Genomic DNA, 14171 nt, shown 5'->3' with positions numbered 1-14171 from the left:
CCGTCGGCTAGGGTGCTGGCGCAGAACGGGTCTGACCGGGGGCTGATCGAAGGGGACCGCCTTGACCGCTGTCTGGGGACGCGCGCAGCAGCAGGACTTCCGCAGCCGGGTGCGGGGCTGCCTGCTCGGTGGCGCGATCGGCGACGCCCTCGGCGGGGGCGTGGAGTTCGAGTCGCTCGACGCGATCCAGCACAGCCACGGGCCGGACGGCGTCACCGACTACGTGACGGCGTACGGCAGGCGCGGCGCGGTCACCGACGACACCCAGATGACACTGTTCACGGTCGAGGGGCTGATACGCGCCCAGGTGCGGCGCGACACCGGCGCCTGGCACCCGCCGACCGACATCCACCGCGCCTACCTGCGCTGGGCGGCAACCCAGCGCGAATGGGGCCCCGACGAGCGCCGCAGGGACATCGGGTGGCTGGCCCGCGAGGAGTGGCTGTACGCGCAGCGCGCCCCGGGCGGCGCCTGTCTGTCCGGGCTGTCCGACGACCGGATGGGCACCCTGGAGGACCCCAAGAACCCCGGCTCCAAAGGATGCGGCACCGTCATGCGGTCGGCGCCCTTCGGGCTGCTGGTCGGCTGGGAGCCCCAACTGGTCTTCCAGCTCGCCGTGGAGTGCGCCGCGCAGACCCACGGCCACCCCACCGGGCAGCTCGCGGCGGGCGCCTTCGCCGTCATCGTGCACGGCCTGGCCCGCGGCGAGGCCCTGGACGGCTCGGTGCAGCACGCGCTGGCGCTGCTCGGCGCCCGGCCCGGCCACCAGGAGACCACCGACGCCCTCCAGAGCGCGCTGGGGGCCGTACGGCAGGGGCTGCCGTCCCCGCAGCGGGTGGAGGCGCTCGGCGAGGGGTGGACGGCCGAGGAGGCGCTCGCCATCGGCGTGTACTGCGCGCTGGTCGCCGAAGACGTACGGCACGGCCTGCTGCTGGCCGTCAACCACTCCGGTGACAGCGACTCCACCGGGTCCATCTGCGGCAACCTGCTCGGCGTCCAGCACGGCGAGACGGCGCTGCCGCCGGCCTGGATAGCGGAGCTGGAGGGCCGCAGCACGATCCTCCAGCTCGCCGACGACTTCGCGATGGAGATGACCCAGGCGCCCGCGCTGCACGGCCCGTCCGGCGCCAGCCCGGCCTGGCTGGACCGCTACCCGGCCGCGTAGGGCGGCCGGGCGGGGCCGTAGGGGCGGCTACGCGGTGCGGGCGGGCACGCGGTGCGGGCGGGCACGCGGTGCGGGCGGGCACGCCGTCCGGGCGGCGGGACCGCGGTACCCGGGCGGCACGGGCCGGCGCGCCGGAAGGCCGCAGCCGACCGCATGCTGGAAAGTACTTGGACGTCCTAGCAGTTCTTCGTAGGCTGCCGGGCATGACGACCACCCCGCCCCGCGCCGCGCCCCCCTCCCTCGCCGCCCGCGCCCGGACGGTGGGCGCCTCGCCGGTGCGGGAGATCCTGGCGCTGACCGCGCGCCCCGAGGTGATCTCCTTCGCCGGCGGCCTCCCCGCGCCGGAGCTGTTCGACGCCGACGGCATCAGGGCGGCGTACGACCGCGTGCTGGCCGAGCGGCCCGGCACGGTGCTCCAGTACTCGACCACCGAGGGCGATCCGGAGCTGCGGGCCGCGGTCGCCGGGCGGCTGACCGCGCGCGGTTTTCCCACCGGGGCCGACGACCTGGTGGTGACGGGCGGTTCGCAGCAGGCGCTGGCACTGATCGCCACCGCGCTGCTGGAGCCCGGCGACGTGGTCCTGGTGGAAAACCCCACCTACCTGGCCGCGTTGCAGTGCTTCGGCTTCGCGGGCGCCCGGGTGGTGCCGGTGCCGACCGACGGCGACGGGGTCGTCCCGGAGGCGCTGGAGGAGCTGGTGCTGCGCGAGCGGCCGAAACTGCTCTACCTGATCCCCGACTTCCAGAACCCGACCGGCCGTACGCTCCCGCTCGCGCGCCGGCGCGCGGTCGCGGAGGTGGCGGGGCGGTACGGGCTGTGGATCGTTGAGGACGACCCGTACGGCGAACTGCGCTTCGAGGGCGCGGCCGAGCCGTGGATCGCCTCGCTGGAGGCCGCCGCCGACCGCACGGTCCTGCTCGGCAGCTTCTCCAAGATCATGGCGCCCGGGATGCGGCTCGGCTGGCTGCGGGCCCCGGCCGGCCTCGCGCGGGCCTGCGTCATCGCCAAGCAGGCCGCCGACCTGCACACCTCCACCGTCGACCAGGCCGCCGCCGCCCGCTACCTCGCCGACCGGGACCTGGACGCCCATCTGGCGCGGGTCCGCACCGCCTACCGAGCCCGCCGCGACGCGCTCCTCGCCGGGCTGCCCGCCGCGTTCCCGGCGGGCACCACCTGGAACCGGCCGGAGGGCGGCATGTTCGTCTGGGTCCGGCTCCCCGAGGGCCACGACGCCACCGCGCTGCTGCGGACCGCGATCACGTACGACGTCGCCTACGTCCCCGGTGCGCCCTTCTTCGCCGCCGCGCCCGACCAGGGCGCGCTGAGGATGTCGTTCACCACGCACACCCCGGCCGAGATCGAGGAGGGACTGGCCCGGCTGGCCAGGGTGTTCTGACCGCCGCGCGTCAGGCCGCCTGGTCCGTGGCGCCTGGTCCGCGGCGCCCGGTGCGCAGGTCGCGGCCCGTGACGGCAGCGAGCCCTCTCGGCCAGGACGGCGGCCAGTCGAGAGGGCTCTTCGGGATGCTGCTGACGGGCTAGCGGAGGTTGAAGGAACCGCGGTCGACCTCGGTGACGAACGACGACCACGCCGCGGGCGAGAACATGAGAACGGGGCCTTGGGGGTCCTTGGAGTCGCGGACCACCACGGACTCGGCGGCGGGCGACTTCACTTCGACGCACGCGCCGTTTCCGGTGGAACGCGAGGACTTCGTCCACGCGGGGGTGCTGCCCAGCTTGATTGCCATCTCTGCGCTCCGGTCTGTGCTGATGAGGGTGGCGCAAATGCGCGCCTTACCTGACGCGATCGACGCTACTCGCCACCATCGGGACCCTGTGGGGCTCTTCACCCAACCGGAGGGCATATGGCCCAGAAAACTTCCCCGTGGGGTGGGTGTCGGTGTATGGTGCCGCCCGCCAGCCTCACCTGTAACGCTCAGCGGCCTCCATGATGAAGCCCCGGGTCTGCTCGGCGCTCAGCGCCTGGGCCCGCAGATGCTCGTACATCACGCTGTACGCCTGCACGTCGGTGTCCTTCTCCAGGTACAGATCGCTGTTGACGCCCTCCAGGTACACCACCGTCGCGTCGGTGGAGTCGGTGAACTCCAGCACCGCGAACTGGCCGCTGAGCCCCGGATGCGCGCCCGCCTCGAACGGCAGCACCTGCACGGTGACATGCGGCAGCTGGCTCAACTCCACCAGGTGGTCGAGCTGTTCGCGCATCGTGGCGTTGTCGCCGACCTTGCGGCACAGCGCCGCCTCGTCGATCACCGCCCACATCCGCAACGGGGCGTCCGCGTCGGTGATCCGGTCCTGCCGGCGCATCCGGACGTTCACCCGCTTCTCCACCTGCTCCGGCGTGGCCTCCGCCAGACTCCCGGCGATCACCGCGGTGGCGTACCCCGGTGTCTGCAACAGGCCCGGCACGACCTGCGGTTCGAAGACCCGCAGACTCGCCGCCTCGGTCTCCAGGCCGATGTAGACGCTGTACGGGATGTCCCCGAAGGCGTGCCACCAACCCTGCTGGCGCGACTCCTTGGCCATCTGCATCAGCGAGTCGACGATCCGGACGTCCTCGACGCCGTACACCCCGCACAGGTCGCGGACATCGCGCTGGCTGATGCTGCGCCGGCCGTTCTCCAGCCGGCTGATCTTCGACTGGGAGACCAGGAGGCGGGCCGCGACCTCCTCGGCGGTCATGCCCTTCTGCTCACGGAGCTTGCGCAGCTCCGAACCCAACCGGCGCCGCCTGACGGTGGGGTTGACGTTGGCGACCACAGGGACTGCACCTCCATGATGATCCGTACTGATGGTCAGCAGCCTGCCACTACCGGTCATCGCCGCGCTGGCGAATGAGCGGAACAAGCTTGCCCGCGGCACGGGGGCGGGCGGCTTCGCGCGGAAAGCGGCGCCGCGTTCGTACGCAATGGGGCACAAACAGGTGCGGGAACGACGCGGCACGCGCGCGGGGCGACCCGGCGGTACGGGAGGTGCGAGCGGTACGGCGGCACGGGGACCCGCGGCGGTGCGGAATCGCCGGCGCGGCAAAGGCGCTGCGGAAAGAGCGGCGCGGAAACGGCGACGCGCGGGGCGCCGACTCCGGAAGTCCCGGAAGCCCGCCGCCCCGCGCGTCACAGCGGCTCCCGAAAGGGTCGCTGAGGACGGTTGGCTCGGCGGTGCCCGGTCCCTGCCGGCGGACACCGCTCCCGTCCCGTACTGCGCGGTTACTACTGGGTGCTGCTCACTGCGCGTTCGCTGGTGCCCGGTGGCGCTCGATCCTGTTTGCCACCACCGGATACGGCCCGGTGCCGCACTGATACGTACCGCACGTGCGTACCCGTGGCCCGGACGTGCGCGGCGGCCCTGCGTTTATCCGCCGCGTACAGCCCGCCTGCTACAACCGTGCTGATGCCGCCGACGAGCAGTCCGCACCGTTCAACGGGCGCCGGCCCGGGCCATGGGGCCGTGCCCCGCCGAGCGCTGCGCCTGCTGCTGGGCCGGCGGACGCTGCTTGGGCTGCGCCGCCACCCCGTTCTGCACGTCCATCACGGCGTGCGCCACGAGGCCGCCCATCGGGTCGTACCGGATCAGGTCCCGCAGGCGCGATCGCGAGGACCGGCCTTCGTTGCCCGGGTACAGGTGCTTGCCGAGTCCCACGGCGTGGGCGAGCGCGGCAAGCGCGGCGGTCCGCGGGTCCGGCGGTACGCCGGTGCGGATCGAGCTGTCCAGCCGGGCTCTGATCTCCCGGCTGACCGCGCTGTCGGTCGCCTGATACCGAGTGGTCGGCAGCACCCCGCACATCTGTCCCGGCACGGCGTGCACCATGCCGCACCGCTCCAGGTGCGCGAGATACGTCTGACGCAGCCCCAGCCGGGGCCCGCCGATCCAGTGGACCGCCCGCACCGGACTGCCACGGCGTCGCAGCAGTTCGAGCGCGGAGTCCAGGGTCGGATCTCCTGTCGGCCGTGGGTGCACCACGGCGATACGATCCCCGTCAGGGGCTATCCGCCCGGCCAGGGCCAGCTCGACGAGCTGTGCCCCGGCGAGGCCGAGGTCGAGTGATTGCGGCTGCGCCGTGGTCCCGGTCGTCGGGTCCAGGGCGAGCAGCAACAGCTCTTCCGGAATACTTCTGCGGCTCTTGCCCATCCATGCCTCCCCGCGTGGATGAATGACAGGGTGACGCCTCTCACACCGGCCTGTCGAGAGCGCCTTTGCCATATCGGTGGGAACCGGGTGGTATGTCGTTCTCGTCTACGGGGTGGGTGGGGTGTCGCGGTCGGCCCGCGGGTCCGTCGCGGGACACTTGCGGGTGTGAGCCGGGACGGGCGGCGCCGGCGGAGGACGAGCCGCGACCGGCCTCATCACGGTAGGTGCGCGTTCGATGACAATGTGTGGAGGAGGTCTGCGTGGCGGGCGAGTCCCCCGGCAGGGAGCAGGAGCACGGAACGTCGGGGGAGGTGGCCGATCGGGTGGCCGCACCTCCGAGGCATACGGTGCTCCCGTTGCCTACTGAGGCGCATGAGGCGCCTGATGCGTCTCCGACGGTACGAACATCGGATGTTCCGGACGTACCCGGGGAGCACGCGGGCGCGCCCCTGAGCGGTTCCGCCGCCCCGCGCGCCCTGGCGTCCGCGGCCGGTCCGGCCGCCGGCCCGCGCCCTCGTCCGGCCCCGGCGACCGGGTCCGCGCCGGCCGCGCGACCGGCGGACGACGTACCTGAGGGTGTGCGCGCCGCAGCCGAACGTGTCGGCCCCGACCCGGATCCGGCGGCCACCGCCTCGTCCGCGGGAGGTCGCGAGCCCCGGAAAACGCAATCGAATCGTGACCCGGCGAATGGGACGGGTGAGGCTGCCCGTGCCGGTGGGGTTAACGGTGCGGAAGGGGTTTCGGCGGTCCCGGCGGCCGGAGCGAGCGCCGGGGTGCACGCCGGGGTGCCCGGCGGGGGGTCCGCGGAGGGCGCGGAAGCCCCGGGGGGCGCGGGGGCCGTGGAGGCCGTGGCGGAGGCGGCTGGGGCCGTTAAAGACGCTGAGGGCACTGGGGGCGCGTCCGGGGCCCTCGCGGCCTCTGAGGGGGCGCCAGCGGCGCCGGAGCGTAGGCAGGCGGGGGAGCGGCGCGCCCCGGGCCGTACGGACGCGGCGGCGGCCGCGGGTGGGGGTGCGGTCGCCGCCGGGTCGGGTGCGGTGGCGCCGGCCGCGGACGGGACGGGCGCGTACGAGTCGGCGGCCCCGGAGCGCGCGCCGGAGCCCGGCGAGCCGCCGGCGACCGCCGAGCCCTTCATGAAGCCCCTGGTCTCCGATCTGCCGGACCGGCCCGACGGCGACGGCCCGGTGGTCTTCGGCACGCCCGGCAGGCCCGTGGCGGCCCGCACGAGCCCGTTCGCGCCCATGCGGCCGGCCCCCGTGCCGCTGCCGCCCGCAGCCAAGCCGCCGGCCCGGCAGACGGGCGCGCAGAGCCCTCCGGGCTCCGGGGAGGCTCGGGGCGTGACGACCGGGAAGCCGGCCGCGGCCGGGACGGTGACGGCGGCGACGGCCGCGGCCGGGACGGTGACGGCCGAGGGCGCCGCGGCCGGGGGGGCGGCGCGGTCCGCCGCGCCCGCGGAAACGGAGCGGGTCGGCCCCGAGGGCACCCGCGGCATGCCCGTCCCGCCCGCGCCCGCCGCGCCGGGACAGGCGCCCCTGAAGCTGCTCGCCGAGCTGACCAACACCCCGCCGCCGCGCCAGACCGCTTGGCGCACCACCCTGCGCCGGTTCAAGATCTGGACCCCGCTGGTGGTGGTCCTCGCGCTGGTCTACGTCATCGTGCAGGCCGTACGCCCGCTGCCCGCGCCGGCCCTGGAGCTGACCGCGGCCTCCTCGTACACCTTCGCCGGCACCCCGCTGCCGCAGTCGATGCCGTGGCCGTCGCAGGGCCAGTCCGTCGCCGAGGTCGAGGGCATCGGCTTGCTCGGGGTGCACGGCGCCCAGACGCCGGTGCCGATCGCGAGCGTCACCAAGGTGATGACCGCGTACCTGATCCTGCGCGACCACCCGATCGCCGCCCAGCAGAACGGCCCGCTGATCACCGTGGACCAGCAGGCCGCCGACGAGTCCTCGTCCGCCGACGAGTCCACCGCCGCGGTCAAGGCCGGCCAGCGGTTCACCGAACGGCAGATGCTGCAATTGCTGTTGATCCCGTCCGGCAACAACATCGCCCGCCTGCTGGCCCGCTGGGACTCCGGTACGCAGCAGGCGTTCGTCACCAAGATGACGAGCGCCGCCGCCGGCCTGGGCATGACGCACACCACGTACACCGGCGCGAGCGGCTTCGAGGAGACCACCGTCAGCACCGCCGAGGACCAGCTCAAACTGGCCCGGCAAGTGATGCGGAACGAGGTCTTCCGCTCCGTGGTCGCGCTGCCGAACGTCGACATCCCGGGCGTCGGCACGATCTACAACAACAACAACGACCTGGTCCACTACGGCGTCGTCGGCGTCAAGACCGGCTCCAGCACCCCGGCCGGCGGCGCCCTGATGTGGGCGGCGAACAAGACCGTCGACGGCAAGCAGCAGCTCGTCCTCGGCGTCACGCTCCAGCAGCGCGGCGGCGCCACCGTCTACGACAGCCTGCAACTGGCCCTGAAGAACAGCCAGAAGCTGATCGAGTCCGTCCAAGGCGGCCTGACGTCGGCGACGATAGTGAAGAAGGGCGAGGTCGTCGGCGAGATCGACGACGCGATGGGCGGCACCACCCCGGTGGTGGCCGGCGCGAACCTGACGGCGATCGGCTGGCCGGGCATGAAGGTGGGCGTCACGCTGGACGCCAACTCCTCGGGTGTACCGCACAGCGCGCGGGCCGGCACCGCGGTCGGCAGGCTCAGCTTCGGCACGGGGGCGGCCCGCACCAGCGTGCCGGTGCTGCTGGGCAGCGACCTGAAGGAGCCGTCCTTCGCCAAGAAACTCACCCACTTCTGACTCCGGTCCCCGCCCCCGCCCTCCCGGCCCCCTCACCCGGTCCGCGACCTCCCGGCGCCCCCCGACGCGCCGGCCGGTGTGCGGGCCGGGTTGCGCCCGGGGGGTGGGCTGTCGGCGGGCGGGGTGGTCCGCCTGCCGGGTCGGGCGGCTCAGGCACGGGGCTGTCGGGCCGGGCGGCCCGTGCGGCGGGGCTTGCCTCCTCCGGGCGGCCGGCCGGTGCGCGCCACGGGCGTGCGGGACCGCCGGCTGATCCGTGGGTCCGGCGGCCGAACCCGGCTCCGGCCGCCGCCGCGTTCGGCCGCCGCCGTCTCCACGGCCCGGCCGCGCCCCGGTGCCCCGGCCCGTCGTACGTCCCGGCTTCGCCCCCGGCCTGCTGCCGACCCGCCCGGTGACAAGACCGCCCGCGGGGCCCGCGCTCGGCCAGGAGCTGTCGGGCGGATCTCCGTGGCGTCGCGCGTGCCCCCGTACGCACACCTGCCGCGTTCCCGCCGGTGGGCGACACACCACGCCGCCCCCCTCCTTCGCCGCGCAGCCGCGACGCACCGGACCGCGCTCCTTGACCCGCGCAGAACCAGTCGACAGACCCTAGTCCGCCAGCGGCTTGAAGCCGCGCAGGCGCAGGCTGTTGCCGACCACGAAGACCGAGGAGAAGGCCATCGCCGCCCCGGCGACCATCGGGTTGAGCAGGCCGGCCGCGGCCAGCGGAATCGCCGCCAGGTTGTAGGCGAACGCCCAGAAGAGGTTGCCCTTGATGGTGGCGAGGGTGCGGCGCGAGAGCCGGATCGCGTCGGCGGCGACCCGCAGATCGCCCCGCACGAGGGTGAGATCGCCCGCCTCGATGGCCGCGTCCGTACCCGTGCCCATGGCGAGCCCGAGGTCCGCCTGGGCGAGCGCCGCCGCGTCGTTGACGCCGTCGCCGACCATCGCGACCGTCCGGCCCTGCTCCTGGAGGCCGCGCACGACGGCCACCTTGTCCTCGGGCAGCGCCTCCGCGTGGACGTCCGCCGGGTCGACACCCACCTGAGCGGCGACCGCCGCGGCGACCGCCGCGTTGTCGCCGGTGAGCAGCACCGGCCGCAACCCCAGCGCGCGCAGCCGCCGTACCGCCTCCGCGCTCGTCGGCTTCACCGCGTCGGCGACGACCAGCACCCCCCTGGCCCGCCCGTCCCAGGCGACCACCACCGCCGTACCGCCGCGCTCCTCGGCCGCCCGCTTCGCCTCGGCCAGCTCGGCGGGCAGCGACACCCCGGCGCCGGCGAGCAGCCGCTCCCGGCCGACGAGCACCGCGTGCCCGTCCACGGTGCCGCGTACACCCAGCCCCGGCACGGCCGCGAAGTCGGCCCCCACGAGCGGCAGTGCGACGCCGTCCTCGGTCGCGGCGGCGACCACGGCCCGCGCCACCGGGTGCTCGGAGGCGTGCTCCAGGGCGCCGGCCAGCCGCAGGACGTCCTTGGCGTCCGCGTCGGCGTCGCGGGCGATGTGCACACCGGTGAGCGCCATCGCGCCCGTGGTGACCGTGCCGGTCTTGTCCAGGACCACCGTGTCGACGGCCCGGGTGGACTCCAGCACCTCGGGACCCTTGATGAGGATGCCGAGTTGGGCGCCGCGCCCGGTGCCCACCAGCAGCGCGGTCGGCGTCGCCAGCCCGAGTGCGCACGGGCAGGCGATGATCAGCACCGCTACGGCCGCCGTGAAGGCCGCCGTCGCGCCCTCGCCCAGCGCCAGCCACACCCCGAGGGTGCCGAGCGCCAGCGCGATCACGGCGGGCACGAACACCGCCGAGATCCGGTCGGCGAGCCGCTGCGCCGCCGCCTTGCCGTTCTGCGCGTCCTCCACCAGGCGGGCCATCCGGGCCAGCCGGGTGTCCGCGCCGATCCGTACCGCCTCGACCACGATCCGGCCGCCGGCGTTCACCGTCGCGCCCGCGACCGGCGACCCGGGTCCGACCTCCACCGGCACCGACTCGCCGGTGAGCATCGAGGCGTCGACCGCCGAGCCGCCTTCCCGTACCACCCCGTCGGTGGCGATCTTCTCCCCCGGCCGGACGACGAAGCGGTCGCCGACCGCCAACCCGCCCACCGGGATCCGTACTTCGGCCTGAGCGCCGCGGGCGTCGCGGCGCAGCACCGCAACCTCCTCAACGCCGAGCTCCAACAGGGCGCGCAGCGCGGCCCCGGCCCGGCGTTTGGCGCCGGCCTCGAAGTAGCGGCCGGCCAGGATGAACGCGGTGACTCCGGCCGCCGCTTCCAGGTAGATGTTCCCGCCGCCGTCCCCGCGGGTGACGGTGAACCCGAACGGGTGAGTCATGCCGGGCGTCCCGGCCGTGCCGAAGAACAGCGCCCACAGCGACCAGCCGTACGCCGCGAGCGTGCCGACCGACACCAGCGTGTCCATGGTGGCGGCGCCGTGCCGCAGGTTCACCCAGGCCGCGCGGTGGAACGGCAGACCCGCGTACACCACGACGGGCGAGGCCAGCGCCAGCGCGACCCACTGCCAGTTAGTGAACTGCGATGCCGGGATCATCGACAGCGCGATCACCGGGACGGCGAGGGCCACGGCGGTGGTCAGCCGCCGTCGCAGCGAGTTCAGTTCGGGGGTCTCCTCCGCCCGGCCGCGGTCCCCGCTCCCGGGACCGGCCGGCGGGGGAGCGGGCGGGGCGGCGGTGTAGCCGGTGGCCTCGACGGTCGCGATGAGGTCGCCGACCGCGACCCCTTCCCCGTACGCCACCTTCGCCTTCTCGGTCGCGTAGTTGACCGTCGCGGTCACGCCGGCCATCCGGTTGAGCTTCTTCTCGATCCGGGTGGCGCACGACGCGCAGGTCATGCCGCCGATCGCCAGCTCGATCCGCTCCCGGGCGGGTCCGCCGTCCGTGTGCGCGGTGGTGGTGGCCATTTCCGCTCCCTGGTCGTCCCCTGGTCGGTGATGCGTGTGCCGGGTGCGCGCGCCGCCTGCCGGCGGACGGTCACCCGGCTGGGCTCCGCGCGGGCTCAGACCCGGCCGACGAGCTCGTAACCCGCCTCGTCCACCGCGGCGCGAACGGCCCCCTCGTCGAGCGGCTGCTCGGAGGCGACGGTCAGCAGTCCGGTCTTCGCGACGGCGGTCACGGACGTGACGCCGGGGATCCCGGTGACCTCCTTGCTGACGGCGGACTCGCAGTGACCGCAGCTCATCCCGGACACGGAGTAGACGGTCTCGGTCATGCTGTGCTCCTCGTGGTGTGAGTGAAGGGGCTTTCTCCGGTCTCTCTATCATCACCTTATACCCCCTAGGGGTATGACACCGCAGGCTACCCCCCAGGGGTATGGTGAACTGCTGGTACGACCATACGCGCGCACCTGTCGGCTGTCCGCGCCCCACGCCCGCACGCCGGTCGCGCTCCGGCGGCCGTCCCCGGCCGGGCCCGCTCGCCCGTCCGCCGTCGGCATGGCTGTTGGCCGGGTCGGCGACCGGGTCGGCAAGCGCGCCGGGGGATAGTCTGACCATCGGGTTCTCGCCGTCTCCGCGTCTTCGTACGGGTGAACGCCGTGCGCGGGTGACGTGCGACGCGAAGAGTGACATGCGCCCCGCACGGGTGACAGGGAGAGCATAGGAACGCTGATCCGACTGCGTCTGCTCGCCCCGGGGTGTGTACGGCTGCACACCGCCGTTCGTACGATCATCACCGCCGTGGCCGCCCTGCCGCCCCGGGACGCTGGCCCCGGCGACGGTTCCGACACCGGCCCGGACTCCGACCCCGCCCTCGGCGCCCTCCGCGACCACGCCGCCGCCGTGCGCGACCTCCGCTCCCGCGAACGGCCCGCCAAGGAGACCCCCGCCCCGCCCGCCACACAGGTGGGCGGCGCGACCCGCAGCCGCAAACCCGGTTGGCCGCCCAACGCGCCGCCGCGATGGCCGCCGGGTTCGCCGCCGGCCACCTGTTCTTCCCGCACCACTGGACGTGGACGGTGATCACCGCCTTCGTCGTGTGCAGCGCCGCCCGCAGCCGCGGCGACGTGGTGCACCGCAGCGGCCTGCGCATCGCCGGTGCCTTCACCGGCGCGCTCACCGGCACTCTGGTCGCCCACCCGGTCTCCGGCGCGCCGGCCGCCGGTGTGACCGTCACCTCCTGCTACCTGCTGATCGGCGTCTGGCTGCGCGACCTCATCCGCGCGGTGTGGGCGTTCCGCACTCCCCGCAGCCCCTCCGGCCGGAGCCGCGGCCGACCGCCCTACGCTGGGACGGTCGGCGCGTACCCGTCCGGGACGCGACCTGCTCACCACCAGGAGGCGGCGCCATGCTGCGCACCATGTTCAAGTCCAAGATCCACCGGGCCACCGTGACCCAGGCAGATCTGCACTACGTGGGGTCCGTGACCGTCGACCGTGAGCTGATGGACGCCGCCGACCTGCTGCCGGGCGAACTGGTCCACATCGTCGACATCACCAACGGCGCCCGCCTGGAGACGTATGTCATCGAGGGCGAGCCCGGTTCCGGCGTGATCGGCGTCAACGGCGCCGCCGCCCACCTGGTGCACCCCGGCGACCTGGTCATCCTGATCAGCTACGCCCAGGTCGAGGACGCGCAGGCCCGCAGTCTGCGGCCGGCCGTCGTCCACGTCGACGCCGCCAACCGGATCACCGCCTTGGGCGCCGACGCCGCCGAACCCGCCCCCGGCACGGACACCGTCCGCCCGCCGCACGCCCCCGCGCGCACCTGAGAGGGCCCCGCAAACCGGTGGAATTCCCGAAACCCGCTGCCGACCCGCCCCGGGGTGCACTGCCCCGGGGCGCGGGTCAGGCCGCCGTCACCACCGCGGCACTGCTGACCGGCCCACCCGCCGGTCGTATCTGCATGCGAAGCTCGCGTGCGGCTGCCGTCCAGCGGGTGCGCAGCCGCGCCAGCTCCGAAAGCTCCTCGGCCGTCCAGGGCCGGTCACCGTGCTCCCGCACATACGCGCGCAGGGCCGCGTTCGCCTGATCAAGTCTTCCCCCGTACATGTGAACAACCCTAGACGGCACCACTGACAATCCCGAATCCGTTGCGCCACCCCACGTGTGCGCCACGTCACGCCCCGGTGCGTGCGCCCGCCTGTGACCTGGCGGTGGAAAGCGGTCCCCGACGGCTGCTGCCATGCTGGTGTGAGAGAGGACACACCGTCTGAATCCGGCACATCCCTCAACGCACGGAGGTCGGCACCATGCTCACCAGCGACTACGTTCCCGGGGCTCCCAACTGGATCGATCTGGGCAGCCACGACACCGAGGCGGCCGCCGCGTTCTACAAGGCGCTCTTCGACTGGGACCTGCGGTCGGCGGGCCCCGAGTCCGGCGGCTACGGCCTGTTCCAGCTCGCCGGCCAGACGGTCGCCGCGCTCGGCCCGCTGCGGAGTGCCGACGCCGACGCGGCCTGGACGGTGCACTTCGAGTCGGCCGACGCGGACGCCACCACCAAGGCCGTCGAACAGGCCGGCGGCTCCGTCCGCTTCCCGCCGACGGACGTCCTCGACCGGGGGCGTCTGGCGGGTTACACCGACCCGGGCGGCGCCGACTTCGCCGTCTGGCAGCCCCGCGGCAACCAGGGTCTGGACCGGGTCGGCGCCGGCGGCCTGTGCTGGACGGAGCTCTGCACGACCGACCCGGAGCAGGCCAAGCGCTTCTACGACACCGTCTTCGACTGGGACTACGAGGACATGCCGCTGCCCGACGGCTCCGGCGACTACGTCGTCGCCTCGCGCTCCGGCGGCGGCCAGGAAGGCTCCCACGGCGGCCTCACACAACTCGGCAGCGACATGCTCCCGGACGACACCGGCTACTGGCAGCCCTATTTCTCGGTCGCCAACTGCGACACGGTGACCGCCAAGGCGGCCGAGCGCGGTGCCGGCGTCGTGATGCCTCCCACCGACATGGAGGGCGTCGGCCGCATGGCGCTGCTCAAGGACCCCGAAGGCGCGTCCTTCGCGTTGCTCACCCCCGCGGAGTCCACGGTCTGACACTGCGCGGGCCCGCGGGCCCGCGCGGCCCCGGGACAGCCGAACCCCAAAGTTCCGGGGCCCGACCCCGCGGGGCCCCCGTGCCCTGAG

12 protein-coding genes are annotated in these 14171 nt (G+C 74.1%); 6 read left to right on the top strand and 6 right to left on the bottom strand.

What is annotated here, in order from left to right:
- Positions 1–61: 61 nt before the first annotated feature.
- Both RLT57_RS10655 and RLT57_RS10650 read left to right on the top strand, forming a co-directional pair.
- Entirely contained in the window at positions 62–1165 is a 1104-nt protein-coding gene (locus RLT57_RS10655; RefSeq protein ID WP_311297136.1) for an ADP-ribosylglycohydrolase family protein, read from the top strand.
- A gap of 203 nt (positions 1166–1368) precedes the next feature.
- The gene (locus RLT57_RS10650; protein ID WP_311297135.1) at positions 1369–2562 is read left to right on the top strand and encodes a PLP-dependent aminotransferase family protein; all 1194 of its coding nucleotides are present in this window, start codon (positions 1369–1371) and stop codon (positions 2560–2562) included.
- A 139-nt stretch (positions 2563–2701) separates the two neighbouring features.
- Here the strand turns inward: RLT57_RS10650 and RLT57_RS10645 are convergent, their stop codons facing one another.
- From RLT57_RS10645 to RLT57_RS10635, 3 genes are all read right to left on the bottom strand, one after another.
- A complete protein-coding gene (locus tag RLT57_RS10645) occupies positions 2702–2911 on the bottom strand; it encodes a DUF397 domain-containing protein (protein WP_311297134.1) in 210 nt (69 codons plus the stop codon).
- A 175-nt stretch (positions 2912–3086) separates the two neighbouring features.
- Positions 3087–3941: a helix-turn-helix domain-containing protein gene (locus tag RLT57_RS10640; RefSeq protein ID WP_311297133.1), complete on the bottom strand. Its 855-nt coding sequence runs from the start codon at positions 3939–3941 to the stop codon at positions 3087–3089.
- Between the two features lie 657 nt (positions 3942–4598).
- On the bottom strand, positions 4599–5309 hold the full coding sequence (locus RLT57_RS10635; RefSeq protein WP_311297132.1) for a GOLPH3/VPS74 family protein: 711 nt from the start codon (positions 5307–5309) through the stop codon (positions 4599–4601).
- Positions 5310–6343: 1034 nt separating this feature from the next.
- On the opposite strand from RLT57_RS10635, the gene RLT57_RS10630 reads away from it, so the two are divergent.
- Entirely contained in the window at positions 6344–8113 is a 1770-nt protein-coding gene (locus tag RLT57_RS10630; protein WP_311297131.1) for a D-alanyl-D-alanine carboxypeptidase family protein, read from the top strand.
- 585 nt (positions 8114–8698) lie between these two features.
- On the opposite strand, the gene RLT57_RS10625 is transcribed toward RLT57_RS10630, so the two are convergent.
- Entirely contained in the window at positions 8699–11005 is a 2307-nt protein-coding gene (locus tag RLT57_RS10625) for a heavy metal translocating P-type ATPase (protein ID WP_311297130.1), read from the bottom strand.
- A gap of 95 nt (positions 11006–11100) precedes the next feature.
- Positions 11101–11313 carry a heavy-metal-associated domain-containing protein gene (locus RLT57_RS10620; RefSeq protein ID WP_311297129.1) on the bottom strand — a complete coding sequence of 71 codons (213 nt, stop codon included), beginning with the start codon at positions 11311–11313 and terminating at the stop codon, positions 11101–11103.
- 663 nt (positions 11314–11976) lie between these two features.
- Between RLT57_RS10620 and RLT57_RS10615 the strand changes: the two genes are divergently transcribed.
- Positions 11977–12432, top strand: a complete 456-nt coding sequence (locus RLT57_RS10615) for an FUSC family protein (protein ID WP_311297128.1) — start codon at positions 11977–11979, stop codon at positions 12430–12432.
- On the top strand, positions 12387–12809 hold the full coding sequence (panD, locus tag RLT57_RS10610; RefSeq protein ID WP_311297127.1) for an aspartate 1-decarboxylase: 423 nt from the start codon (positions 12387–12389) through the stop codon (positions 12807–12809). The genes RLT57_RS10615 and panD overlap by 46 nt, the downstream gene beginning before the upstream one ends.
- A 76-nt stretch (positions 12810–12885) precedes the next feature.
- Here the strand turns inward: panD and RLT57_RS10605 are convergent, their stop codons facing one another.
- Entirely contained in the window at positions 12886–13089 is a 204-nt protein-coding gene (locus RLT57_RS10605) for a hypothetical protein (protein ID WP_311297126.1), read from the bottom strand.
- 200 nt (positions 13090–13289) lie between these two features.
- On the opposite strand from RLT57_RS10605, the gene RLT57_RS10600 reads away from it, so the two are divergent.
- Positions 13290–14081, top strand: a complete 792-nt coding sequence (locus tag RLT57_RS10600) for a VOC family protein (protein WP_311297125.1) — start codon at positions 13290–13292, stop codon at positions 14079–14081.
- The last annotated feature ends 90 nt before the right edge of the window (positions 14082–14171 follow it).

It is taken from the genome of Streptomyces sp. ITFR-21 (assembly GCF_031844685.1).
In the GTDB taxonomy this organism is placed as follows: domain Bacteria; phylum Actinomycetota; class Actinomycetes; order Streptomycetales; family Streptomycetaceae; genus Actinacidiphila.
Note: the sequence above shows the minus strand (reverse complement) of the source record. Positions and strands in the feature narration are given on the sequence as shown.